The organism is Xanthomonas chitinilytica, assembly GCF_026107455.2.
Classification (GTDB): domain Bacteria; phylum Pseudomonadota; class Gammaproteobacteria; order Xanthomonadales; family Xanthomonadaceae; genus Stenotrophomonas; species Stenotrophomonas chitinilytica.
In genome coordinates, this window is the sequence record NZ_JAPCHY010000012.1 from 112,002 (window position 1) to 136,594 (window position 24,593).

Annotated in this window: 14 protein-coding genes, 2 pseudogenes and 1 riboswitch; of the genes and pseudogenes, 4 read left to right on the top strand and 12 right to left on the bottom strand. The window is 68.9% G+C overall.

What is annotated here, in order from left to right; translation table 11 throughout:
* Window positions 1–424 precede the first annotated feature (424 nt).
* Together OK345_RS14150 and aceK are read left to right on the top strand one after the other, a co-directional pair.
* Entirely contained in the window at window positions 425–2,650 is a 2,226-nt protein-coding gene (locus OK345_RS14150; protein WP_265128629.1) for an NADP-dependent isocitrate dehydrogenase, read from the top strand.
* Between the two features lie 486 nt (window positions 2,651–3,136).
* A complete protein-coding gene (gene aceK, locus OK345_RS14155; RefSeq protein WP_265128630.1) occupies window positions 3,137–4,855 on the top strand; it encodes a bifunctional isocitrate dehydrogenase kinase/phosphatase in 1,719 nt (572 codons plus the stop codon).
* 309 nt (window positions 4,856–5,164) lie between these two features.
* On the opposite strand, the pseudogene OK345_RS14160 reads toward aceK, so the two are convergent.
* From OK345_RS14160 to OK345_RS14190, 7 genes and pseudogenes are all read right to left on the bottom strand, one after another.
* Window positions 5,165–5,925: pseudogene (locus tag OK345_RS14160) on the bottom strand (epoxyqueuosine reductase QueH).
* Complete coding sequence (mmsB, locus tag OK345_RS14165) at window positions 5,922–6,812, bottom strand: 3-hydroxyisobutyrate dehydrogenase (RefSeq protein WP_265128631.1); 891 nt, start codon at window positions 6,810–6,812, stop codon at window positions 5,922–5,924. Before mmsB ends, OK345_RS14160 begins: the two are co-directional and overlap by 4 nt.
* Window positions 6,809–7,978, bottom strand: a complete 1,170-nt coding sequence (locus OK345_RS14170) for an enoyl-CoA hydratase/isomerase family protein (protein ID WP_265128632.1) — start codon at window positions 7,976–7,978, stop codon at window positions 6,809–6,811. Before OK345_RS14170 ends, mmsB begins: the two co-directional genes overlap by 4 nt.
* Window positions 7,975–8,772, bottom strand: a complete 798-nt coding sequence (locus OK345_RS14175) for an enoyl-CoA hydratase (RefSeq protein ID WP_265128633.1) — start codon at window positions 8,770–8,772, stop codon at window positions 7,975–7,977. Before OK345_RS14175 ends, OK345_RS14170 begins: the two co-directional genes overlap by 4 nt.
* Entirely contained in the window at window positions 8,769–9,947 is a 1,179-nt protein-coding gene (locus OK345_RS14180) for an acyl-CoA dehydrogenase family protein (RefSeq protein ID WP_265128634.1), read from the bottom strand. Before OK345_RS14180 ends, OK345_RS14175 begins: the two co-directional genes overlap by 4 nt.
* 11 nt (window positions 9,948–9,958) lie before the next feature.
* Window positions 9,959–11,473 carry a CoA-acylating methylmalonate-semialdehyde dehydrogenase gene (locus OK345_RS14185; protein ID WP_265128644.1) on the bottom strand — a complete coding sequence of 505 codons (1,515 nt, stop codon included), beginning with the start codon at window positions 11,471–11,473 and terminating at the stop codon, window positions 9,959–9,961.
* A 136-nt stretch (window positions 11,474–11,609) separates the two neighbouring features.
* A riboswitch (cobalamin riboswitch) is annotated at window positions 11,610–11,811 on the bottom strand.
* Between the two features lie 132 nt (window positions 11,812–11,943).
* The gene (locus OK345_RS14190; protein WP_265128635.1) at window positions 11,944–14,505 is read right to left on the bottom strand and encodes a TonB-dependent receptor plug domain-containing protein; all 2,562 of its coding nucleotides are present in this window, start codon (window positions 14,503–14,505) and stop codon (window positions 11,944–11,946) included.
* 416 nt (window positions 14,506–14,921) lie between these two features.
* Between OK345_RS14190 and OK345_RS14195 the strand changes: the two genes are divergently transcribed.
* Window positions 14,922–16,262: a glycoside hydrolase family 2 TIM barrel-domain containing protein gene (locus tag OK345_RS14195; RefSeq protein WP_425510974.1), complete on the top strand. Its 1,341-nt coding sequence runs from the start codon at window positions 14,922–14,924 to the stop codon at window positions 16,260–16,262.
* A 31-nt stretch (window positions 16,263–16,293) separates the two neighbouring features.
* Here the strand turns inward: OK345_RS14195 and OK345_RS14200 are convergent, their stop codons facing one another.
* The 4 genes from OK345_RS14200 to OK345_RS14215 form a co-directional block, all read right to left on the bottom strand.
* Complete coding sequence (locus OK345_RS14200) at window positions 16,294–17,799, bottom strand: tryptophan halogenase family protein (protein WP_265128636.1); 1,506 nt, start codon at window positions 17,797–17,799, stop codon at window positions 16,294–16,296.
* 14 nt (window positions 17,800–17,813) lie between these two features.
* Window positions 17,814–18,830 carry a cupin-like domain-containing protein gene (locus tag OK345_RS14205; protein ID WP_265128637.1) on the bottom strand — a complete coding sequence of 339 codons (1,017 nt, stop codon included), beginning with the start codon at window positions 18,828–18,830 and terminating at the stop codon, window positions 17,814–17,816.
* The gene (locus tag OK345_RS14210; protein WP_265128638.1) at window positions 18,814–19,521 is read right to left on the bottom strand and encodes a SapC family protein; all 708 of its coding nucleotides are present in this window, start codon (window positions 19,519–19,521) and stop codon (window positions 18,814–18,816) included. The genes OK345_RS14205 and OK345_RS14210 overlap by 17 nt, the downstream gene beginning before the upstream one ends.
* Before the next feature lie 128 nt (window positions 19,522–19,649).
* Window positions 19,650–22,670, bottom strand: a complete 3,021-nt coding sequence (locus OK345_RS14215; protein ID WP_265128639.1) for a TonB-dependent receptor — start codon at window positions 22,668–22,670, stop codon at window positions 19,650–19,652.
* A gap of 483 nt (window positions 22,671–23,153) precedes the next feature.
* Here OK345_RS14215 and OK345_RS14220 point away from each other — a divergent pair, with 483 nt between their 5' ends.
* Window positions 23,154–24,458, top strand: a complete 1,305-nt coding sequence (locus OK345_RS14220) for a sugar MFS transporter (RefSeq protein ID WP_265155122.1) — start codon at window positions 23,154–23,156, stop codon at window positions 24,456–24,458.
* A 16-nt stretch (window positions 24,459–24,474) separates the two neighbouring features.
* Here the strand turns inward: OK345_RS14220 and OK345_RS14225 are convergent.
* A pseudogene (locus OK345_RS14225) lies at window positions 24,475–24,593 on the bottom strand (integrase core domain-containing protein); the annotation flags it as partial.

Consider the following 24,593-nt stretch of genomic DNA (forward strand, 5'->3'; position numbering starts at 1 on the left):
GATTCGCCATCCCCCGGTTGGGGGAGGCGGGGGCCGGCGTCCCCTGTCGCCACTGACGTCGCTCCTGCCAACGGCAGGCAGACGTTGCAGGGGCGGCGTCAGTGGCGAGCCTTTCATGCCAGGGCTCCAGGGCGGCGAAGGGCGGCAGTCGCCGCGATGGTTGCGGTTGCGACCGTCCGGCACCGGCGATGCGCTGCACCGGCGGGAAGGTCCTGTGCCGCTGCGCAGTACGTTCGCGTATGGCGGTTCTTTGCCCCGGGGGGGCGAAAACGCGACAATGCGGGGGTTTCCGCATGCGCCGTTCCCGCAGGAACGGCCATCTCCGGATACGTCCTCCGGCGGGTGGATCGAACGCTGCCCGGCAGCCTTGCCGGTCCACCCCATCTTGTTCCGCAACGAGTCCGCAAGAGAGCCAACGCCCCCCATGCCCAACACGCCGAAGATCATCTACACGCTCACGGACGAAGCTCCGTTCCTGGCCACGCAGTCGCTGCTGCCGATCGTCGATGCCTACACCGCCACCGCCGGCATTGCCGTGGAGACCCGCGACATCTCGCTGGCCGGCCGCATCCTGTCGCAGTTCCCGGACTACCTGGAAGACGCGCAGAAGATCGGCGACCACCTGGCCGAGCTGGGCGAACTGGCCACCACGCCGGACGCCAACATCATCAAGCTGCCCAACATCAGCGCCTCGGTACCGCAGCTCAAGGCCGCGATCAAGGAGCTGCAGGACCAGGGCTACGCGCTGCCGAACTACCCCGACACGCCGAGCGACGACGTCTCGCGCGACATCAAGGCGCGCTACGACCGGGTCAAGGGCAGCGCGGTCAACCCGGTGCTGCGCGAAGGCAACTCCGACCGCCGCGCGCCGCTGTCGGTGAAGAACTACGCACGCAAGCACCCGCACCGCATGGGCGCGTGGAGCGCGGACTCGAAGTCGCACGTGGCGCACATGGATGCCGGCGATTTCTACGGCAGCGAGAAGTCGGCCACCCTGGCCGCGGCCGGCAACCTGAAGATCGAGCTGGTTCAGGACGACGGCAAGACCGTGGTGCTGAAGGAGAAGACCGCGGTCAAGGCCGGCGAGATCGTCGACGCCTCGGTGATGTCGCGGCGCGCGCTGGCCACCTTCATCGATGCCCAGATCGACGATGCGAAGAAGCAGGGCGTGCTGTTCTCGCTGCACCTGAAGGCGACCATGATGAAGGTCTCCGACCCGATCATGTTCGGCGTGGTGGTCGAGGAGTTCTACAAGGACGTGCTGGACAAGTACGCCGCCGAGCTCAAGCAGGCCGGCTTCGATCCCAACAACGGCATCGGCGACCTGTACGCGCGGCTGCCGTCGCTGCCGGAAGCCATCCAGGCCGCGATCAAGGCCGATCTGGAAGCCGAATACGGCAAGCGCCCGGCGCTGGCGATGGTCAATTCCGACAAGGGCATCACCAACCTGCACGTGCCCAGCGACGTGATCGTCGACGCCTCGATGCCGGCGATGATCCGCGACTCGGGCAAGATGTGGAACGCCGAGGGCAAGCTGCAGGACACCAAGGCGGTGATCCCGGACCGCTGCTACGCCGGCGTGTACCAGGCGGTGATCGACGACTGCAAGGCCAACGGCGCGTTCGACCCGGCGACCATGGGTTCGGTGCCCAACGTCGGCCTGATGGCGCAGAAGGCCGAGGAATACGGCAGCCACGACAAGACCTTCCAGATTCCGGCCGACGGTACCGTGCGCGTCAGCGACGACGCCGGCAACGTGGTGTTCGAGCACAAGGTGGAAGCCGGCGACATCTGGCGCATGTGCCAGGCCAAGGACGCGCCGATCCAGGACTGGGTCAAGCTGGCGGTCAACCGCGCGCGCCTGAGCGGCACGCCGGCGGTGTTCTGGCTGGACGGCAACCGCGCCCATGACGCGCAGGTGATCGCCAAGGTCGAGACCTACCTGAAGGACCACGACACCAGCGGCCTGGACATCCGCATCCTGCCGCCGGTGGAAGCGACGAAGTTCTCGCTCGAGCGCATCCGCAAGGGCCAGGACACCATCTCGGTGACCGGCAACGTGCTGCGCGACTACCTGACCGACCTGTTCCCGATCATGGAGCTGGGCACCAGCGCCAAGATGCTGTCGATCGTGCCGCTGATGGCCGGCGGCGGCCTGTTCGAGACCGGCGCCGGCGGCTCGGCGCCCAAGCACGTGCAGCAGTTCGTCGAGGAGGACTACCTGCGCTGGGATTCGCTGGGCGAGTTCCTGGCCCTGGCCGCGTCGCTGGAACACCTGGCCGAGCGCTACGGCAACAAGGCCGCCGGCGTACTGGCCAAGGCGCTGGACGAGGCCAACGGCAAGTTCCTCGACAACGACCGCTCGCCGGGCCGCAAGCTCGGCACCATCGACAACCGCGGCAGCCACTTCTACCTGGCGATGTACTGGGCGCAGGCGCTGGCCGCACAGGACGAGGACGCGGCGCTGAAGGCGAAGTTCGCGCCGCTGGCCGAGGCCTTGGGCGCCAACGAGCGGAAGATCGTCGACGAGCTGGTCGCGGTGCAGGGCAAGCCGGTGGACATCGGTGGCTACTATCGCCCGGACCTGGACAAGGCCGGCAAGGCGATGCGTCCCAGCGCGACCTTCAACGCCGCGCTGGCCGCGCTCTGAGCGCATCGCACGCGGTCGTCTGACCGAACCCGCATCGCTCCGGCGATGCGGGTTTTTTCATGGAATCGCTGACGAAAGCGACCAGCGTCAGCCCCGCAGGAGCGACGTGAGTCGCGACGGGCTTTCCCGGTAACGCCCCGTCGCGACTCACGTCGCTCCTACGGGTTGCCATGCAGCCGCTCCGGCGGTGCCGGTGCAGCCGGGGACTGCATGCCGCCGCTGCGCGTTGACCACGCTCCGACCGTTTCGCTTCGGCTATGCGGGTTTTCGTCTTTCCGCCGATGGAAACGGCCCGCGGAAGCTGCTGTAGGAGCGACGTGAGTCGCGACGGGCTTTCCCGGCAACGCCCCGTCGCGACTCACGTCGCTCCTACACATTGCCATGCGGCCGCTCCCGGCGGCACCGCCGTTGCGGTAGGGTGAGGTCCGGTTCTTCCCGGATTCCCGCAATGCCGCCGTTTCGCCCATGCCTCCGGCCGGAGGCGCGATGACCCCCGCCGAACCCGCGCAGGCCATCGCCGCCTGCATCCGCGACGGCTTCGAGGACTACCACGCGCGCTTCGCTGCGATCACCCGGCGCGCGCGCGTCCGCTTCGAGCGATGCGACTGGGCGGCGGCGCGCGAGGACGCGGTCGAGCGCATCGAGCTGTACGACGTGTGCATCGGCGAATGCATGGACCGCCTGCAGGCGATGGCGGGCGCGGCCGGGCACCGGCACGGGACCTGGCAGCAGGTACGGCAGGCATTCGGCGGACTGGTCGCCGGGTCGATCGACTGCGAGCTGTACAAGACCTTCTACAACACCCTGACCCGGCGCCTGTTCGCCACCCGCGGCGTCGATGCGGCCATCGAGTTCATCGCGATGGACGTCGAACCGTCCGATGCGATCACCCACCCGGTGGCGCGGCACAGCTACGCGGTGTCGGAAACGCGCCCGGCCGACGCCTTCATGCGGGTGCTGGGCGACTACCGCTTCGACGTGCCCTATGCCCACCAGCTGCGATGCGCGGCGGCGATCGCGGTGCGGCTGCAGGACGACCTGGCGCACTGGGGCGAGCATCCGGTACGCGGCATCGAGCTGCTGGACACCGTGTTCTACCGCGAGCGTCGCGCCTACCTGGTGGGACGCGTGTTCGGCGAGCACCGGTTCTCGCCGTGCGTGATCGCGCTGGTCAACGATGGCGGCAAGCTGCGCGCCGAGGCGGTGCTGAGCCGGCGCCGCGACGTGGCGCACCTGTTCGGCGTCTCGCGCAGCTATTTCCAGGCCGACCTGGCCACGGTCGGCGACGCGGTGGTGTTCCTGCGCAGCCTGCTGCCGGGCAAGCCCATCGACGAGATCTACACCGTGCTCGGCCGCGCCAAGCAGGGCAAGACCGAGCGCTTCCGCACCTTCTTCCGCCACTTCCAGCAGCACCCCAACGAACGGCTGGTGCATGCCGAAGGCACCCCGGGCATGGTGATGGCGGTGTTCACCCTGCCCAGCTATCCGCTGGTGTTCAAGCTGATCCGCGACCGCTTCGCCTGGCCCAAGACCATGAGCCGGCAGGACGTGGAGGACAAGTACGCGCTGGTGTTCAACCTGGATCGCATCGGCCGCCTGCTCGACGCCCAGCCCTACCGCTACCTGCGCTTCCCGGCGTCGCGGTTCTCGCCGGCGCTGCTGGACGACCTGCTGGAGAGCTGCAGCCGCAGCGTGGCCCGCGACGGCGAGGACGTGGTGATCTCGCTATGCTACGTCCAGCGCCGCTTCCGCCCGCTCAACCTGTACCTGCGCGAGCAGGGGCCGCAGGCCGCGCGCGCGGCGGCGCTGGACTACGCCCAGGCCATCGCCGACATGGCCCGCAACAACATCTTCCCCGGCGACATGCTGCTGAAGAACTTCGGCGTGTCGCGCCACGGCCGCGCCGTGTTCTACGACTACGACGAGCTGTGCCTGGTCACCGACTGCCACTTCCGCGACTGGCCGCAGCCGCGCAGCGAGGAGGAGGCGATGGCCGCCGAGCCGTGGTTCCACGTCGCGCCGAACGACGTCTTCCCCGAGCGCTTCCCGCTGTTCATGGGACTGCCGGCGGCGCAGCTGGCGGCGGTGCGCGAAGCCCACGGCCAGCTGTTCGACCCGCAGTGGTGGCGCGACCTGCAGGCGCGCTTCCGCTGCGGCGACTACCCGGACACGCCGCCGTACACCGCCGAACTGCGGCTGGCGTGACGGGGCACTGTTCCAGTGCGTGCTTTCGGTGCGATCCGGGCATGTGGATGGGTGGATCAGGGCGGTAATTCGTCATTCCCGCGAAAGCGGGAATCCGGACGACACCGCCGGCGGCGGTGCGCGAAGCCCACGGCCAGCTGTTCGACCCGCAGGGGTGGCGCGACCTGCAGGCGCGCTTCCGCTGCGGCGACTATCCGGATACGCCGCCCTGCACCGCCGAGCGGCGGCTGGTGTGACGGGGCACTGCGCCAGTGCGTGCTTTCGATGCAAATCCGGGCACGTGGATGGGTGGGTCGGAACAATATTCCGTCATTCCCGCCTTCGCGGGAATGACGAAGTGGTGGGTTGTAGATGGCTGGCCACCGTTGGCAACAAACCGTGGACCTCTTCGACAACGTATGCCTCCGACCCGGCGGCATCGCCCTCGTCACCGTAGTACAGCAGGCCGAACCTGATCTTGCCGCGCCCGCGCGCGACCCGGTGGCGGTTGCTGTCGCGCAGCGAATGGACGCAGCCGCAGTACTCCTGCTGGCAGACACGTTCGCGCTTGCTGATCCCGATCATCCGCGAGGCGCCGCCGCCCTTGCGCCAGTCGCAGTCCCAGTAGAGCAGGCCGGCGTAAGGCGTGGCGGCGCGTACGGCGCAGTCGGTGATCTGCTGCATGTTCTTCCAGCGCGAGATGCCCAGCGAACTGGTGATCACCGGGAAGCCGTGCTCGTGCGCGTACAGCGCGGTGCGCTCGAAGCGCATGTCGAAGCACATGGTGCAGCGGAGGCCGCGCTCGGGTTCGTTCTCCGTGCCCCTGGCGCGGGCGAACCAGTTGTCGGTGTCGGAGTCGGCATCGACAAGCGGCACGCCGTGCTTCTGCGCGAAGCGGAAGTTCTCCTCCTTGCGCAGCTCGTATTCCTTCAGCGGGTGGATGTCGGGGTGTGGAAGAAGACGGTGTAGTCGATCCCGGACACGACGAAGGCGTCCATCAGCCCGCCCGAGCACGGCGCGCGGCACGAATGCAGCAGCAGCCGGTCGCCGCCGCCGGGCAGGGTCAGCTTCTCGCGCACCGGAGCGTTCATGCGTCCTTCGCCACCAGCTTGACCACGCTGGAGAAGTCCAGCGCGCCGTTGCCGGCGCGGCTGTTCATCGCGTACAGGTTGCGCGCCAGTTCGCCCAGCGGGATCGAGGCGCCCACGGCCATCGCCGCTTCCGCCGCCAGCCCCAGGTCCTTGAGCATCAGGTCGTTGCCGAAGCCGCCGCGGTAGCCGCGCGAGGCCGGCGCGCTCTCCAGCACGCCGGGCCAGGGGTTGCAGACCTCGGTGGCCCAGCTGCGGCCGGTGCTGACCGCCATCATCCGCGACAGCACCTCCGGGTCCAGGCCATGGGCGACGCCGAGCGCGAGCGCCTCGCCGGTGACCGCCATGATCGTGCCCAGCGCCATGTTGTTGCACAGCTTGGCGACCTGGCCGGCGCCGCTGCCGCCGACGTGGAAGATGTTCTTCCCCATCGCCTGCAGCAGCGGCCGCGCGCGTTCCAGCACCGCGGCGTCGCCGCCGACGATGAAGGTCAGGGTGGCGGCGGCCGCGCCGGCGGTGCCGCCGGAGACCGGAGCATCGATCATCCGCAGGCCGCGCGCGGCGGCGGCCGCGGCCACCTTCTGCGCCGAGGCCGGGGCGATGGTGCTGCAGTCGATCACCAGCGCGCCGGCCGGGATGGCGGCCAGCAGGCCGCTCTCGCCCAGGTACAGGCCCTCGACGTGGCGGCTGGCCGGCAGCATCGAGATCACCACCTCGGCGTCGGCGACCGCCTCGCCGGCGCTGGTGGCGGCACTGGCGCCGGCCGCGACCGCGGCTTCGACCGCGGCGGCGGCCAGGTCGAACACGCGCAGGCGGTGCCCGGCCTTGAGCAGGTTGGCGGCCATCGGCCCGCCCATGTTGCCCAGGCCGATGAAGGCGATGCGGCTCATGCGGAAATCTCCGTGTCGGTGCCCAGCTCGGCCAGCGGGTGCGCGTCGGCCGGCCAGGGTGCGGTGAAGAAGGTCTCGGCCCAGGCCGGGGTGGCCTCGGCCAGCGTGGCCGGGTTCCAGCGCGGGTTGCGGTCCTTGTCGATCAGCAGCGCACGGATGCCCTCGGCGAAGTCGCCGTGCGCGGCGCAATGCAGCGAGACCAGGTATTCCAGGCGGAAGGTATCGGCCAGCGACAGCGTCGCGGCGCGCCGTTGCAGTTCGAAGCCGAGCCGGGCCGAGCCGGGGGCGCCGGCGGCCAGCGCGGCTTTCGCGTTCTGCAGCCAGGCGTCGTCCAGGTCGATGGCGGCGATGGCGGCGACGATGTCCTCCAGCCGCTGATGGCCGCAAACCGCGGCGATCAACGCGGCGTGGCGCTGCAGCGGGCCGGCCTCGGCCGGTTGCGCGAACGACTGCAGCAGCGCGGTCAGCCGCTGCCGGTCGCTATCCGCGTCGCCGCTCCAGTCGCTGTCGAACAGCGTGGCCAGTACGTCACCACGGCGCGCCTCGGCGATGTGATGGTCGGCCAGCCCGGCGTGGATCGCATCGCCGGCGCCTAGCGGCGCGCCGGTCAGCGCCAGGAACAGGCCGCCGCGATCCGGCACCCGGTTCAGCAGCCAGCTGCCGCCCACGTCCGGGTACAGGCCGACGCTGATTTCCGGGAACGCCAGCTTCGAGCGCTCGCTGACCACGCGGTGGCCGGCGCCGGACATCAGCCCGATGCCGCCGCCCATGACGATGCCGTGGCCCCAGCACAGCAGCGGCTTGGGATAACGGTGGATGCGATGGTCGAGCCGGTATTCGCGGGCGAAGAAGTCGCGCGCGTGGGCGTTGTCGCGGATGTCGCCGGTGCCGGCCGCCTGGTAGTCACGCATGCCGCGGTACAGCCCGTGCAGGTCGCCGCCGGCGCAGAACGCCTTCTCGCCGGCGCCCTGCAACAGCACCAGCGCGATGCCATTGTCGCCGGCCCAGCGGATCAGCTGCGCGTCGAGCAGGCGCGCCATCTCCAGCGACAGCCCGTTGAGCGTCTTCGGCGAGTTGAGCGTGGCCACGCCCAGGCGCTTGCCGTTGCCGACGATGCGCTCCTCGAACAGCACCGGCGCTGCGGTCGTGGCGGGGGTGTCGCTCATGCGTTCTTCCATTGCGGCGCGCGCTTGTCGAGGAAGGCGGCGACGCCTTCGCTCTGGTCGGCGCTGTCGAACAGGTCGACGAAGGCCTCGCGCTCGGCCACCAGCGCGCTGGCGTGGCTCTGCGCGCGCGTGGCCTGCACCAGCCGCTTGCTGGCGGCGACGCTGGTCGGGCTCTGCCTGGCGGCCTGGGCCGCCCATTCCAGCGCGCGCGCCTTCGCTTGGCCCGTTGCCACCACTTCCTCGACCAGGCCGATGCGCAGTGCGGCGGCGGCATCGACGCGCTCGCCCAGCAGGATCATGCGCTTGGCCCAGCCTTCGCCGACCAGCCGCGGCAGGTTCTGGGTGCCGCCGGCGCACGGCAGCAGGCCGACGCTGGCTTCCGGCAGCGCCAGCTGCGCCTGTTCCTCGGCGATGCGCAGGTCGCAGGCCAGCGCGCATTCCAGCCCGCCGCCCATGGCGTAGCCGTTGATCGCGGCGATCGACACGCCGCGGAACCGCGACAGCGCCTCGAACGCCTCGCCGAAGCGGCGCGCGGCTTCGCGCGCGTGCGCCTTGTCGCCGGAGGCGAACTGCCCGAGGTCGGCGCCGGCGGAGAAGAACTTCGCGCCCTCGCCGGTGATCACCAGCGCATGGATGTCGCGGTCGCCGTCGAGCGCGCCGACCAGCTCGCGCAATGCGGACAGGCTGTCCACGGTCCAGGTGTTGGCCGGCGGGTTGGCCAGGGTGACGACCGCGGTGTGGCCGTCGATCTCGAGCTTCAGTCCGGCGTACGGCCTGTCGCGGTATGCACTCATCGCAGTTCCTCTTCGGTGTTCAGCAGGTGGCGCGCGATGATCACGCGCATGATTTCGTTGGTGCCTTCCAGGATCTGGTGCACCCGGCAGTCGCGCAGCAGGCGTTCGATCGGATACTCGCGGATGTAGCCGTAGCCGCCGTGGATCTGCAGCGCCTCGTTGCAGACGGAAAAGCCGGCATCGGTGGCGAAGCGCTTGGCCATCGCGCACCAGACGGTGGCATCGCCGCTGCCGGCGTCGAGCTTGCGCGCGGCGGTGTGCACCATCTGCCGCGCCGCGACCAGCTGGGTGGCCATGTCGGCCAGCTTGAACTGCAGCGCCTGGAACTGCGCCAGCTTCTGCCCGAACTGGCTGCGCTCGCCCATGTAGCGGCGCGCCGCATCCAGCGCGCCCTGCGCGGCGCCCAGCGAGCAGGCGGCGATGTTGATGCGGCCGCCGTCCAGGCCCTTCATCGCGATGCGGAAGCCGTCGCCCTCGTTGCCGAGCAGGTGATCGGCCGGGACCCGTACGTTCTCGAAGGCGATCCCGCGGGTGGGCTGGCTGTTCCAGCCCAGCTTCTCTTCCTTGCGGCCATAGACGATGCCCGGGGTATCGGCCGGCACCGCGAACGCGCTGATGCCGCGCGCGCCGGCGTCGCCGGTGCGCGCCATCACCACCAGCAGGTCGGTGGCGCCGGCGCCGGAGATGAAGGCCTTGCTGCCGTTGAGCAGGTAGTGGTCGCCGTCGCGCTCGGCGCGGGTCTTCAGCGAGGCCGCGTCGGAGCCGGCGCCGGGCTCGGTCAGGCAGTACGAGGCCAGCTTCGCGCCGCTGGCCAGCGGCGGTCCCCAGGCGGCGCGCAGCTGCGGCCGGGCGTGCGCGGCCAGCATCCAGGTCGCCATGTTGTGGATGCTGATGAAGGCGGCGGTGGAGGGGTCGACCGCGGCCAGTTCCTCGAACACGATGGCCGCATCGAGCCGGCCCAGGCCGGTGCCGCCGGCCGCCTCGTCGGTGTAGAGCCCGCAGAAGCCGAGTTCGCCGGCCCTGGCGATGGCCTCGCGCGGGAACTCGCCCTGCGCGTCCCAGCGCGCCGCGTGCGGCGCCAGTTCGGCCAGCGCGAAGTCGCGCGCGGCCTCGCGGAAGGCCTGCTGCTCCTCGCTCAACCCGGGCATGGTGCGGGCGATGGCGTGGACATCCATGACCGCGGCCATCATTTCAGGCTGATCGTGGTGTTGACGCCGTGGCCCAGTGTCTCGTCGTCGAACCAGCGCTGGGTCACGGTCTTGGTCTGGGTGTAGAACATCACCACCTGCTTGCCGTACGGACCCAGGTCGCCGAGCTTGGAGGCGCGCGAGCCGGTGAACGAGAACAGCGGCACCGGTACCGGGATCGGCACGTTGATGCCGACCTGGCCGACGTCGATGTCCTCCTGGAAGCGGCGCGCGGCGGCGCCGCTCTGGGTGAACACCGCGGTGCCGTTGCCGTTGGGATTGGCGTTGACCAGCGCGATCGCCTCGTCCAGGGTCTCGGCGGCCAGGATCACCAGCACCGGGCCGAAGATCTCCTCGTCGTAGATGCGCATGCCCGGCTTGACGCCGGAGAAGATGGTCGGGCCGACGAAGTTGCCGTTCTCGTAGCCCGGCACCGCCGGGTTGCGGCCGTCCAGTTCCAGCGTCGCGCCCTGCTCGATGCCGGAGGCGATCAGCGCCTCGACGCGCTGGCGCGCGGCGCAGGAGATCAGCGGGCCGACGTCGGTGCCCGGCTCGGTGCCGGCATTGACCTTGAGCGTCTTCGCCTTGGCCACCAGCTCGGCAATCCATGCCTGCGCCTCGCCCACCAGCACCGCGGTCGAAGCCGCCATGCAGCGCTGCCCGGCCGCGCCGAAGGCGGCGCCGACCATCGCGTTGAGGGTCTGTTCGCGGTTGGCGTCGGGCAGCACCACGGCATGGTTCTTGGCGCCCATCATGCACTGCACGCGCTTGCCGGCCAGGCTGGCGCGCTGATGGACGTGGGTGCCCACGCGGGTCGAGCCGACGAACGACACCGCCTTGATGTCGGCGTGGTCGCAGATCGCGTTGACCACGTCCTCGCCGCCGTGCACCACGTTGAGCACGCCGGCGGGAATGCCGGCCTCCAGCGCCAGTTCCACCAGCCGCATGGTCACCAGCGGGTCCTGCTCGGACGGCTTGAGCACGAAGGTGTTGCCGGTGGCGATGGCCATCGGGAACATCCACAGCGGGATCATCGCCGGGAAGTTGAACGGGGTGATGCCGGCGCATACGCCCAGCGGCTGCAGCAGGGTGTAGGTGTCGACGCCGCTGGCGACGTTGTTGGCCAGCTCGCCCAGCTGCAGGTTGCCGATGGCCGCGGCGTGCTCCACCACCTCCAGGCCGCGGAACACGTCGCCCTCGGCGTCGGGCAGGGTCTTGCCCTGCTCGGCGGTCAGGATCGCCGCCAGCTCGGCCATGTGCTCGCGGATCAGCTGCTGGTACTTGAGGAAGATCCGCGCACGCGCGCCGATCGGGGTCTTGCGCCAGGTCGCGAAGGCGCGCCTGGCCGCGTCCACCGCCGCATCCACCTCGGCCGGCGTGGCGAACGGCACGCGCGCCAGCACCGCCTGGGTGGCCGGATTGACCACCTCGCGCCATTGCGTGGATGTGGATTCGACGAACCTGCCGTCGATCAAGAGCTTGACGGTCGCGACTGCGGTCGCCCCATTGCCCATCTGGTTCATTGTCCTGCCTCCGAATCGCCAACCCGCGAGAACGGGGATGCGGAGCGAGACAAGTCGATTCGATGCAGGGGACGTGCGTCGAGCCAGCTCGTCCGGTTGCCCACCGCAACACCCGAGAAGGACGTCGCGACGACGCCCGCCACTGGCCGGTCTCCGGGCTCGCGAGCGATGCCTGTGGGCATCACCCCGACGCCTTCCCGCGATATCGCAGTGGTCCGTGCCGGGTTTTCTCGCCTACCGTTGCGGGGGCAGCGCCGGCATTGGACCGGCTTCCCGTTTCACCCTGCGCGCCGGTATGGCGGCAGGACACCTGTGGCCGGCGCAGTGTAGGTGCGGGCCAGGGCAGGGACAAGCTGCGCTGCGCCATGAACGCGGGCGCGTGCCGCCCGGGCGGCAGAGGCGATGCCCCCGGAACCCGGGGGCATCGCGCCATCACACTGGCGTGTGCCGACCCTGCTGCTTCAGAAGTTCCAGCCCAGCCGCACGTAATAGAAGCCGCCGTTGAAGCCGTACGGCGAATGCACCGGGTAGGCCGCGCCGGCCACCGACGCGCCCCACGGGTTGTCGACCGGGGTCTTGTCGAACAGGTTCTGCGCGCCGACGTTGACGTACAGGCCGGAAGGAAACGTCCAGCCCACTTCGGCATCGACGATGACCGCGCTGCCGTCGTGGATCGGCAGGCCGCCGTCCTCGGCGGAAATGACGCCGCTGTCCACATGGTCCTCGTACCACGAGCCGTAGTAGCTCAGGCGCAGGTTGGTGTGGAAGATCTCGCGCTGGTGGTTGATGCTGAAGTAGCCCTTGGTCCGCGGCAGCGACTTCTCCAGCTTGTACACGCGCGCCTCGTCGACGAAGTCGGCGTTGTAGCGGTCCACCTCGGTCCGGTTCCAGTTGGCCGCGAGCGAGTAGGTGGTCTTGCCGCCGAAATGGTCGCTGGCGTAGCTGGTCACCAGGTCCACGCCGGTGGTGGTGGTGTCGAAGGCGTTGCCGAAATAGGTGACCGAGGTGATCGAGGCCGCTTCCGGATTGCCCGCCGCCACCAGCGCCGCGCGCTCGGCGTCGGTCAGTTCGAAGCTGGTGCTGAGGGCGATGCGGTCCTCCACCTCGATCCGGTAGCCGTCCAGGGTGAACAGCCAGTCGCCGCTGCTCCAGACCAGGCCCAGCGAGAGGTTCTTCGATTCCTCCGGCGTCAGCGGCCGTGCGCCTTTCAGTTCGGCGATGGGGTTGGTCGGCGGCAGCGTGGCGATGTCGACCAGCCCGGTCCCGGCGAACACCGTGCTGATCTGGCTGACGTTGGCCTGTCCCGGCGTCGGCGCGCGGAAGCCGGTGCTGACCGCGCCGCGGATGGCGAAGGCATCGGTGAAGTCGTAGCGGCCGGTCAGCTTGCCGTTGGTGGTGCTGCCGAAGTCGTCGAAGTCCTCGTGGCGCACCGCCGCGGCCAGCAGCAGGCTCTCGGTGAACTGCAGTTCCGCATCCAGGTACAGCGCCCAGTTCTTGCGGTCGAAGGTGCCGGCGGTGCGCGGGTTGAAGCCGTTGAAGCCGTTCGATCCCAGCGCGAAGCCCTGCTCGGTCAGCGGCCCGATGCCGGTCGAGGCGGCATCGCCGGCGACGATCTCGAAACTTTCCTTGCGCCATTCCACGCCCGCCGCCAGGCTCAGCGGCTGGGCGCTGAAGCCGGTCTCGAAATCCCTGCCGACGTCGAAGTTGAAGCCGGTCTCGGTCTGCACGTTGCCGCCGGGCTTGAACCGGTAGCCGGCGGGCTGGTCCGGGCCGAGCGAGGCGTTGACCGTGTTGTAGATGTAGAAGTCGATTTCGTTGCGGCCGTACGAAGCGCTCACGTCCCAGTGCCAGTCGCTGCCCCAGGTGCCGCGGGCGCCGGCCACGACCGAACTGTCCTCCAGCTTGCCGCCGAAGCGGGGAGTGAAGCCGCCCGGGAACAGCGAAAGGAAGCTGAAGCAGTCCGCCGGCAGCGCGGCGACCGCGGCGCTGACCGTGCTGTAGGGCAGCAGGTTGCCGCTGCCGTCGCGCAACGCCACCACCGGGCAGGCACCGCTGCCGCTCAGGCTGCCGACCAGCAGGGTTTCGCCGCCGTCGTTGGAGTAGACGCCGGAACGCGAGGTCGGGTCGCGGTAGTAGAAGCCGCCGTCCACGTCGCGCTTGGCGTAGTTGCCGAACAGGTAGTAGTCGGCGCTGTCGCCGGAAATGCCCAGGTTGGCGACGAACTTGAAGTCCTCCTTGACCTTCGGCGAACCCCAGATCTGCGCCGGGTCGGGGATGTCCGGATAACCGGCGGCGGCGGCCGCGGCGGCATCGTCGCGCTGCACGCTGCGCGAGGTGGCGTCGGCCTCGCGCCACTCGGCGGTCAGCGTGGCGTAGCCGCGTTCAGTCAGCGGCAGGCCGATCTGCGCCGAGTACTGGGTGGTGAAGCCGTCGCCTTCGTAGTATTCGCCGGCGAAGACCTCGGCGCTGCCGCCTTCGCGCAGCTTCTTCAGGCCAAAGTTGATGACCCCGGCGATGGCGTCGGAGCCGTACTGCGCGGCCGCGCCGTCGCGCAGCACTTCCACCTGTTCCAGCGCCAGCGACGGGAACACCGACAGGTCCGGTCCCTGCGCGCCGTCGGACAGGCCGTGGCCGAGGAAGGTGATGACCGCCGAGCGGTGGAAGCGCTTGCCGTTGACCAGCACCAGCGTGTTGTCCGGCGGCAGGCCGCGCAGGTTGGCCGGGCGGATCAGGCTGGCGGCATCGTCGATCGGGATGGTGCTGACGTTGAACGACGGCACCAGCACCCGCAGCTGGTCGAGCGCGTCGGTCGCGCCCTGGTTGCGGAACTCATCGCCGCCGATGATGTCGATGGGCGCGGCGGAAGAGGAAACCGATCGCGGTCGGCTGCGGGTACCCAGCACCGAGACCGTGTCCAGGGTGGTGGCCTGGTCGGTGCCGGCCGGTGTTGCTTCCGATTCGGGCGTCTGCGCCATGGCGGCGCCGGTGGTGGCCAGTACCGCGGCGGCCAGGGCCCCTTTCACTGCGGACGACAATTGCGTCATTGAAACGCGCGCGCACTTCTTTCTCATGTCCATGCATACGTCCCCGGAAGTTGTGTTGGATGTCGTGTGGTGGCGGTGCCGCTCTCCTCGATGGCCAGCAGACCCTATTGGTGTGCTGCGCCGCAACAATCATTAACAGGAATTAAACACACTGGCAATAAAGGCGTGCCAAGGGTGTGCGGTGGTTCGCGCCGGGCCCGTCGGGCGGGGCCTGCTGGCCGATGGGCGGTGGCGGCGCAACCGGTTCCATCCGGTGCGCCTCCGGCAATGCAGGCGGGGCTGGGCCGGTCGTTTCGCGTCGCTGCCGCTGCTGCGCCCGCAGGAGGCGGGGGCATGGCACCATGGCGGCCGACCGTGCCACCGGTCGCGAGGCGTGCGGTGGCGATCCCGTCGAATTGCCGGAGGCGCGCCGTATGCGGATCGTGTTGTCGATGATGTTGGCCCTGCTGTGGTGCATCCCGTCGCGGGCGGCCGCCGCGCCCGATCCGGCTCCCGTGGAAGGGCCGTCGAAGGTGCGCATCGTCCAGGAAGGGCAGGGCTACCGCCTGCTGGTCAATGGACAGCCGTTCCAGGTCAAGGGCGCGGGCCTGGCCAGCGGCGACCAGGAGGCGCTGGCGGCGCGCGGCGGCAATTCGTTCCGTACCTGGAGCACCGGCACCGATCATGCGCAGGTGCGTACCCTGCTGGACCGCGCACAGCGCAACGGCCTGATGGTCGCCATGGGCATCGAGGTGGCGCGCGAGCGGCACGGCTTCGACTACGACGACGCGCAGGCGGTGGAACTCCAGCTGCAGCGCATCCGCGACGAGGTACGGCTGTACAAGGACCACCCGGCAGTGCTGATGTGGGTGGTCGGCAACGAACTGAACCTGGAATACCGCAATCCGGCGGTATGGGATGCGGTGGGCCGGATCGCGGACATGATCCACGAGGTCGATCCCGAGCATCCGGTGATGACCACGCTGGCCGGTTTCGATCCGGAGCTGATCGCGCTGTTGAAGGCGCGCGCCGGCTCGCTGGACCTGATCGGCATCCAGCTGTACGGCGACATCTCCGAGCTGCCGGAAAAACTGCGCGCCAGTGCCTGGACCGGGCCCTACATCGTCACCGAATGGGGTCCCACCGGGCACTGGGAAAGCCCGCTGACGGCCTGGGGCGCGCCGGTCGAGGACGATGCCTCGCGCAAGGCCGGGCTGCTGATCGAGCGCTACCGGCGCTACATCGCCAGCGATACCCGGCAATGCCTGGGCTCGTACGTATTCCTGTGGGGCAACAAGCAGGAGCGCACGCCCACCTGGTACGGCCTGTTCCTGCCCTCGGGCGAGAGCACGCCCGGGGTGGATGCGATGACCCGGCTGTGGACCGGGCGCTGGCCGGACAACCGCGCCCCGGCGATCTCGCCGATCCGCCTGGACGGGAAGGCGGCGACGGACAGCGTCGTGTTGCGCGCGGGCCGCAGCCATGAGGCGCGGGTCGAAGCGAAGGATGACGAAGGCGATGCGCTGGACTACCGCTGGCGGCTGCTGGAGGAAAGCACCGCCACCTCGATCGGCGGCGATCCGGAACAGGTGCCGCCGCAGGTGGAGGTGGCCATGGACGACGGCGGCGACGGCACCCTGCGCTTCGATGCCCCGGCGCGGCCGGGCAACTACCGGCTGTTCGTCGAGGTCCACGACGGTCGCGGGCATGCCGCCTACGCCAACTTCCCGTTCCAGGTCGCGGCGGAGGCGGAGTAGCGCGCCGCCGCTGCCGCCATGCGCCCTGGTGTCAGGGGCGCGGGCTGGGGGAATAGCTGCGCAGGTAGTCCATGTGCGCCGGGAACTGGCGCACGGTGTCGAGCACGTTGCGGCGGATGTCGTCGAGGAACCGGGTGAGGTCCTCGCGCGCCATGGTGTCGGCCACCGGGTGGTAGCGCTTCGGTTCGATGCCTTGCCCCATCATCACCTGGATCCACGAGTTCTCGGCGAACAGTTCGCCGGGCACGTGGAACACGGTGCCGGTCTCGCGGAACAGCTCGATCCGGCGATGCAGGGAGGCGGGAATCTGCATCTGCGCGATGTCGCGCCAGTACGGCGTGTCGCGGCGGTCGCTGGCGTGGTAGTGCAGGATCACGAAGTCGCGCACGTGCTGCAGCTCTTCGTCCAGCCGCGCGTTGTACTCGTCGATGGCGGCCTGGGTGATGACGTGCGGGAAGCCCTGCACCAGGCGCACGATGCCGCGCTGGATCAGGTGGATGGTGGTCGATTCCAGCGGTTCGATGAAGCTGCCGGCCAGGCCCAGGGCCACGCAGTTCCTGGCCCAGCACTGCTGGCGCTGGCCGGGCCGGAAGCGCACCGGCCAGGGCTGCTTGATGATCTCGCCCTCGATGCTGGACAGGAACGTTTCGCGCGCCTCGTCGTCGCTCATGTGGCGGCTGGAATAGACGATGCCGTTGCCGACCCGGTGCTGCAGCGGGATGCGCCACTGCCAGCCGGCGCTGCCGGCGATCGCGCGGGTGTAGGGCACCGCGTCGCGCACCGCGGTGGTCTGCGCGGCCAGCGCGCTGTCGTTGAACAGCCATTGCGACCAGTCGGTGTAGCCCACGCCCAGCGCCTTGCCGATCAGCAGCGCGCGGAAACCGGTGCAGTCGATGAACAGGTCGCCCTCGATCGTCTCGCCGTTCTCCAGCTTCAGCGAGCCGATGCAGCCGTCGTCGTCGAGGACGACCTCGGCGATCTTGCCCTCGATCCGGCGGCAGCCGTAGCGCTCGCTGAAGCCGCGCAGGTAGCGCGCGTACAGCGCCGCGTCCATGTGGTAGGCGTAGTTCACGTGGTAGCGCGGCAGGTGCGAGAAGCGGTCCTGCAGCGCGGCCTGCAGCTCGATGCAGTAGTCGCTGTAGTCGCTGGCCAGCTGCTCCTTGCGGCCGCGCAGCCAGAAGTGCTGGAACCCGGCCGACCAGTGGTCCTTGCCGCTGACGCCGAAGGAATGGATGTAGCGGTGGCCGACGTCCTTCCAGTTCTCGAAGGAGATGCCCAGCTTGATCGTGCCCTGCACCGCGGCCAGGTAGTCCTGTTCCTTGATGTCGAGCAGGCGGTGGAAGGTCACCAGGGTCGGGATGGTGGCTTCGCCGACGCCGACGGTGCCGATCTCCTCCGACTCCACCAGGGTGATGTCCAGCGTCCGCCCCAGGGTGCGCGACAGCGCGGCCGCGGCCATCCAGCCGGCGGTGCCGCCACCGGCGATGACCACGCGCTTGACCGGTTTCTGCCGGAACTCGGACGGATTGTTGGACATGCCGGTTTCCCCTTTCAGCGGTTGAGTCGTTTCAGCAGCAGCGCGCGCAGGTTCCTGGTCCGGGTCTCGTCCAGCGGCGCAAGCACGCCGCGCGCGTGTTCCGGAATGTGCCCGGCGGTGGCCTCGTCCGCTTCGAACACGTAGTGGCGGAAGACCTCCTGCCAGATCGCCCGCTCCCCGGCGGGCAGGTCGCGCAGCGTCATCAGCGCCAGCATCAGCGTGTTCATCGGCGTGTCCATCCACGCCGGCGATTGCCGCCACCAGTAGTTGACCAGCACGTTGAAGGCTTCCAGTCCTTCCATGTGGTGCCACCACATCGAAGGGATGAACACAGCGTCGCCGGGGCCCAGCTCGGCCGCCTGCGCATGGCGCAGCGCTTCGGCGAAGCGCGGGAAGCGCGCATGGTCCGGCGCGGCGAAGTCCACCAGGCTGACCGGCTGGCCGGCGGGGGTGAAGTCGAGCGGCCCGACGTAGAGGTTCGCCAGCTGTTCGGGCGGGAACAGGGTGACCCGCCGCCGCCCGGCGACCACGCAGGCGAGGTTGTCGGGGACGTCCTGGTGCGCGGCGATGCGGCTGCGGTTGCCGATCCAGATGCTGGCCAGCGGATCGCGCCCGCCCAGGTCCAGCGGATTGTCGGCGCGGAAGCCGGGCAGGAAGGTGTCGATGGTGGTCGAGGCGACGTAGATCGATGGCGGCGCCGGGTGGTCCAGGTACTTGAGCAGGGTGTCCAGCGCCACCTTCAGCGGCACCTGTTCGCGGCGGAAGTTGAATCCGCCCAGGTCCGCGTCGTAGAACACGCGGCCGCCGGCCTCGGGCGGGGCGACGGTGGCGACCACCGGCATGCCGCCGTGGTCGAAGCGGCCGAGGTAGGCGATGGCCGCCTGCGCCGAGTGGCGGCCGGCTGCGGCCATCGGCCAGTGCGCGACGATGCCGCGCAGCACCAGCGGCCGCGGCGAGCGCAGCACGCTGTCGGGCAGCGCCTGCGGGTCGAGGCCCGCGATCTCCTCGATGGCGTCAGCGACCGGCAGCACGGCGGCGGTTCATCCGCTCGATCAGGTCGCGGAAATGCGACAGCGAGGCCAGCGCCATGTAGATCGGCAGCAGGTGGCCGTCGCGGGCCAGGCGCTCCAGCGCCGCCCCTTCCAGTGCCTGCAGGCGCTCTTCGTCGATGGTGTGGAAGCCGGCAAGGCGGTTGTGCGAGCCGTCGTCGAGCTGCACGTCGAGGACGAAGGATTCGAGCAGTTGGTGGCGTTGCAGGGCATCGATGAATGCCGGCGTGGCCTGCAGGCCGTCGTGCAGCGCGAGCAGGACCGACTTGACCTGCTCGAGGAACTCGGTGGTGCCGCCGTGGTCGCGGAACAGCGTCTGCCCGGCGTCGCGGCGCACCCGCGGGTGGTCCAGGTCGACATGAATCAGGCGCTCCTCGCCGGAGACGCCGATCAGGAACGGCTGGCGCTGGATCGCCAGCGGGATGTAGCCGGCGTCCCAATGGCCGCCTTCCAGGAACAGGTTGCCGCCTTCCTGCAGGCCGAACAGCGCCAGCGGCTGGAAACCGCCGTCGGCCACGCGCCGGAACACGATCGGATAGTGCGCCTGGAGGTTGCGGAACTCGCCGGGATAGGTCGGGGCGAACATCACGTCGTCGCCGAGGGCGGCGCCGCGCCCGGTGTCGATGCGCAGGTCCCGGTGGTCGATGTTGTTCAGCAGGACGTGTCGGGTCATCTGCGAGCCGGTGTTCCGAGGATGGGATGCCGCCTGGCCGGGACGGACATACGCCCGCGCCCAGGGCGCAGGCCGATCATAGGCACAAAAGGGCAAGGCCGCTGCAGGCAGCGGCCTTGCCGGGGGCATCAGAACTTGTAGCGCAATCCGAACATGTAGCGCGGCCCGGTCTGGGTGGCGAAGCGCACCATGTTCTCGTGGCGTGCATGCACCCGCATGGTCTCGTCGGTCAGGTTGATGCCTTCCAGGCTCAGCACCAGCCGCTCGTTGACCTCGTAGCTGATGTTCACGTCCAGCTGGCCGTAGGCCTCGGTGTAGTTCGGGTTGGGACCCTGGCCGCCGATGCCGTTGAGGAACTTGTCGCGCCAGTTGTAGGCCGCCCGGATCTGCCAGGCGTTCTTGTCGTAGAACGCCACCAGGTTGGCCGAGTCGCTCAGGCCCACCATCGGGTACTGGTCGCCCAGGCTCAGGTTGTTGAACGTCAATCCGGAGTCGACCTTGGTGTAGTTCGCGGCCAGGCCGAAGCCGGATTCGCCGAACACGTGCTGGAGGTTGATCTCCCAGCCCTTCAGGTGGTCGGAGCGCTGGTTGGCCGGCACGGTGATGTCGAACCCGGCGATCGGGTCGCCCGGCTGGCCGACGATGCTGCCGGTCATCTGCCCGGCCGAGTTCAGGCCGGTGTAGGTCACGCCCGGGTCGCCCGCGTGGTTGGTGAAGATGTAGTCGCGGATGCAGGGCATGTCCGTCGCCCCGCAGCCGGCGGCGATGGCGTTGTTCCAGTAGGTGCCGCCGACCGGGGTGTGCAGGCCGAACGGTTCCTCGCGGACGATGGTGTCGCTGATGAAGTTCTTGATGTTCTTGCGGAAGTAACCGACCGACATGTAGCTCGACTCGCCGTAGTACCACTCCAGCGACAGGTCGAAGTTGTCCGACAGCAGCGGCTCCAGCGCCGGGTTGCCGCGGCCGCCGTCGCCGCCGTCGACGCGGACGATGGGGGCCAGGCTCTGCCCGCCCTGGATCTGGGTCCAGCCGGGCCGGCCGATGCTGCGGCTGTAGCTGCCGCGCAGGGCGAGGCTGTCGCTGAGGTCCAGCTTCATGTCCAGGTTCGGCAGGATGTAGTCGTACTTGCCCTTGAGTTCGGTGAAGTCCTGGTCCGAGGCATAGACGATGTTCAGCTCGTTGGCCGAGTTCCAGTCGATGGCGGTGGGAATGCGCGCCAGCGCGGTGGAGCGGACCTCGGTTTCCTCGTAGCGCACGCCCACGGCCACGTTGAACGGCATCGACCAGTCGAAGGTGGTCTTCCACTGCAGGTAGGCGCTCTTGGACTTCTCGGTGGTGCGCATGTCCTCGGTGAACTCGGTCGGCGCCAGGTAGCAGGTCGGGCAGGCCGGGTCGGCCGCCGAGCCCACCTCGCCGGCGCGCTGGCGCAGGCGGTCGAAGTCGAACACCAGGAAGCGGCCGGTGAAGCGCGGGTCGTTGTGGCCGGAGAACGCCTTGAAGTAGCGCGACATGTCGTCGGCGTACCAGATGCTGTCGTCGTAGTCGTCGGGACTGCCGACGCCGCCCCAGCTGTCGCGCTGCATCACCGCGGCGGCCGAGCGGTTGTTGACCTCGGTGGCGCCGATGCCGAAGTCGAGCCCGGAGTAGTCGCCGAACCTGAATTCGCCGCGGGTCTGGAACTGTTCGATCTTGGACTTGTTGTAGCTGTTCTGGAACACCGAACCGGTGACCAGCGCCTGCGAGGGCTCGACCTGGGTGATGCCGTCGGGCAGCTGGACGTTGAGGATCGGGAACTTGCCGCTGTAGTCGACCGTGGTGGTGCCGCGGATGTAGGCGGCCACGCCGAGCACGCCGGCCGAACCGTACGGGCTGTCCGGCCGCGATTCGGCGGTGGAGTTGTGGTAGTCGAACTCCAGGCTCAGGTCGTCGGTGACTTCCCATTCGACGTTGAAGCCCAGCGAATCCATCCTGTTCTTGGTCGCCAGGCGCATGCCGCCCATCGACAGGTCGGAATTGACCATGTCCTCGGAATAGATGATCGGCGCCGAGACCGGGCCGTCGGTCCAGACGCTGTCGCCTTCGCCGTAGTTGAACCATACCGACAGCTCGCTGCGCTGCTGCTGGACCTTGTTCTCGACGTAGGTGTAGTCCAGCGTGGTGGTGACGCGGTCGCTCGGCGCCCACTGCATCGTCAGCTGGCCGTTGGTGCGCTGGCGCTGCACGCCGTTGACGGTATAGCCGGTGTTCTGCGGACGCGCGTAGACGCTGTCGGCGCCGGGACGGTTCTGGATCCGGTCGTAGTAGGACTCGCCCGCCTGCGGCAGCCGGTTCCAACTGTCGGTGTCGTCGCCGTAGAACGTGGCCCAGCCGTCGGCCACCGTGGCCTGGTTGTAGCCGGAGTCGCGCTCCTGGTGGCTGGCGCTGATGGCGATGCCGAACTTCCCGTCGGCGTAGGTGTTGCTGAAGATGCCCGACAGTTCGCCGGTGAAGTCGTCGCCCTGCAGCGTCCTGGGCAGGTTGTCGTTGGAGGTGTCGTGGACCGACTTCAGGCCGAAGCTGACCACCGGCTCGGATTCGAGCGGGCGCGCGGTCTTGACGTTGATGGTGGCACCGATGCCGCCGGTGGGGTTTTCGGCACGCGAGGTCTTGTAGACCTCGATCGCCGACACCGCCTCCGAGGCCAGGTTGGCGAAATCGAAGGAACGCGAGCCGGAAGCACCGCCGCCGCCGGGGCCGAGGTTGGAGGCGGGCATCTGCCGGCCGTTCAACAGCACCAGGTTGAAGTCCGGGCCGACGCCGCGCACCGTGACCTTGGAGCCTTCGCCGCTGGAAGTGCGGTCGATCGACACGCCGCTGATGCGCTGCAGCGATTCGGCCAGGTTGGTGTCGGGGAACTTGCCGATGTCCTCGGCGACGATGCCGTCGACCACGCCCTGGCTGTCGCGCTTGAGGTTCATCGACGAGGTCAGGCTTCCACGGATGCCGACCACCTGGATGGTGTCGAGCGTGGTGGTCTCGTCTTCGGTCGCGCCCCTGGCGGGAGCGCTGTCCTGCGTTGCCGGCTCCTGCGCCCAGGCTGGATGGGCCAGGGCGAGCAGCAGCGCGGAAGCGAGGATCTTCTTCTTCGGAACGACGTGCAGCTCTTTCATGGTTCTCTCTCCCCGGAATTTCACGAAATTTCTGGTGTACCTACATCCAGCAATGAACGCTTCTCGCATTTGCCGGCGCATTGGACGCCCGGCTGACAGCGTTGTCAACAAAAGTTAGAACCCGTGTTGGATGCCCGGTAGGGGGCAGTTTTTCCGTTGCGCCGCCGATGCGCCGCCGTAGAGCGGGGAGCATGCCGAAAAGCCGCCCGCACGCCGTGGAAGATGGGGTGTTCGCGGATCGCCGATAGGGAGAAATTTTTGTGCGGCGCACGATATTTCTGCGCACGTCCGTGCTGCTGCAACGGCCGGTATGCGGCAGCGCCTGAGCCAACGCGCCGCTGTGCGTGGATTTCGCGGAGGCGAGCGGAGCCGGTGTTGCCGGATCCAATTTGACAGCGCTGGACAAGCTTTCGCGAAACCGCTTCTATAGCGCGGTGCTGCGACACCCTTGTTTTCTTCCACACCCTCTAGATGGAGCGCGCAATGGATATCCCGACCGCCGGCCGCGGGCAGCAACAGATGCAGGCAAACCGTTTCGCCCTGGTGGTGGTCACCACGATCTTCTTCATGTGGGGATTCCTGACCTGCCTCAACGACATCCTGATCCCGCACCTCAAGGCGGCGTTCGAACTCACCTGGGTCCGGGCGATGCTGATCCAGTTCACCTTCTTCGGCGCGTACTTCCTGATGTCGCTGCCGGCGGGAAGGCTGGTCGCCGCCCTCGGCTACAAGAAGGGAATCGTGGCTGGCCTGGCCATCGCCGGTGTCGGCGCGCTGCTGTTCTGGCCGGCCGCCGCGGTGCACAGCTATCCGATGTTCCTGAGCGCGCTGTTCGTGCTTGCCACCGGCATCACCGTGCTGCAGGTGGCGGCCAATCCGTATGTGGCGCTGCTGGGGCCGGAGAAGACCAGCTCCAGCCGGCTGACCTTGGCGCAGTCGATGAATTCGCTGGGAACCACCATCGCGCCGCTGTTCGGCGGCCTGCTGATCCTTTCCGCCGCGCCGAGGAGCGAGGAGGAGCTGGCGGCGTTGCCGGTCGCCGAGGCGCTGGCCTACCGCGCCTCCGAGGCGCAGTCGGTGCAGGGGCCGTATCTCGGCCTGGCGCTGGCGCTGTTCGTGCTTGCCGTGGTCATCATGATGTTCCGCCTGCCGTCGATACGCGGCGTCGAGGACGAGGCCCACGACCGGCGCTTCGGCATCGCCGATGCGTTGCGTCACCCGCATGTGCGCTACGGCGTGCTGGCGATCTTCTTCTATGTCGGCGCCGAGGTCTCCATCGGCAGCGTGCTGGTCAACTTCCTGTCGATGCCGCATATCGGGCAGGGATTGACCGAGCAGCAGGCCACGACCTACGTGTCGATGTACTGGGGCGGCGCGCTGGTGGGGCGGCTGCTGGGTTCGTTCCTGCTGGCGTGGATCGACCCGCGCCGGCTGCTGGGCCTGTTCGCGTTCGCCGTGGTGCTGCTGTTGTGCCTGACCCTGCTGGCCAGCGGCGACCTGGCCAAGTGGAGCGTGGTCAGCGTCGGCCTGTTCAACTCGATCATGTTCCCGACGATCTTCGCGCTGAGCATCGAGCGCCTGGGGCCGCTGACCGGCAAGGCGTCCAGCCTGCTGGTGATGGCGATCGTGGGCGGCGCGGTCATCCCGTTGGCGATGGGCTGGCTGGCCGACCGCCATGGCCTGCAGCTGGCATTCCTGCTGCCGATGCTGTGCTACGGCTACATCATGTTCTACGCGTGGTGGGGCTCGCGGGTCCGCAGCGGGGTGCCCGCACCTGCCGCCAGCTGACCAGACGCGCGGCTGGCTAGCTGTGTAAACCCAGGACGTTGTTCAGCGGGAGCTGGAGGCGGCTGATGGGTGGCTGGTAGCCGAGGCTGGCATGAGGTCTGTGCCAGTTGTACTGGTGCAGCCAGCGCGGGAGTG

Excerpts from the sequence above, each read along its gene's own strand:
- OK345_RS14215 (WP_265128639.1), bottom strand. The coding sequence starts at position 22,670 with ATGAAAGAGCTGCACGTCGTTCCGAAGAAGAAGATCCTCGCTTCCGCG.
- OK345_RS14200 (WP_265128636.1), bottom strand. The coding sequence starts at position 17,799 with ATGTCCAACAATCCGTCCGAGTTCCGGCAGAAACCGGTCAAGCGCGTG.
- OK345_RS14170 (WP_265128632.1), bottom strand. The coding sequence starts at position 7,978 with ATGAGCGACACCCCCGCCACGACCGCAGCGCCGGTGCTGTTCGAGGAG.
- mmsB (WP_265128631.1), bottom strand. The coding sequence starts at position 6,812 with ATGAGCCGCATCGCCTTCATCGGCCTGGGCAACATGGGCGGGCCGATG.
- OK345_RS14185 (WP_265128644.1), bottom strand. The coding sequence starts at position 11,473 with ATGGGCAATGGGGCGACCGCAGTCGCGACCGTCAAGCTCTTGATCGAC.
- OK345_RS14210 (WP_265128638.1), bottom strand. The coding sequence starts at position 19,521 with ATGACCCGACACGTCCTGCTGAACAACATCGACCACCGGGACCTGCGC.
- OK345_RS14175 (WP_265128633.1), bottom strand. The coding sequence starts at position 8,772 with ATGAGTGCATACCGCGACAGGCCGTACGCCGGACTGAAGCTCGAGATC.
- OK345_RS14180 (WP_265128634.1), bottom strand. The coding sequence starts at position 9,947 with ATGGATGTCCACGCCATCGCCCGCACCATGCCCGGGTTGAGCGAGGAG.
- aceK (WP_265128630.1), top strand. The coding sequence starts at position 3,137 with ATGACCCCCGCCGAACCCGCGCAGGCCATCGCCGCCTGCATCCGCGAC.
- OK345_RS14150 (WP_265128629.1), top strand. The coding sequence starts at position 425 with ATGCCCAACACGCCGAAGATCATCTACACGCTCACGGACGAAGCTCCG.
- OK345_RS14220 (WP_265155122.1), top strand. The coding sequence starts at position 23,154 with ATGGATATCCCGACCGCCGGCCGCGGGCAGCAACAGATGCAGGCAAAC.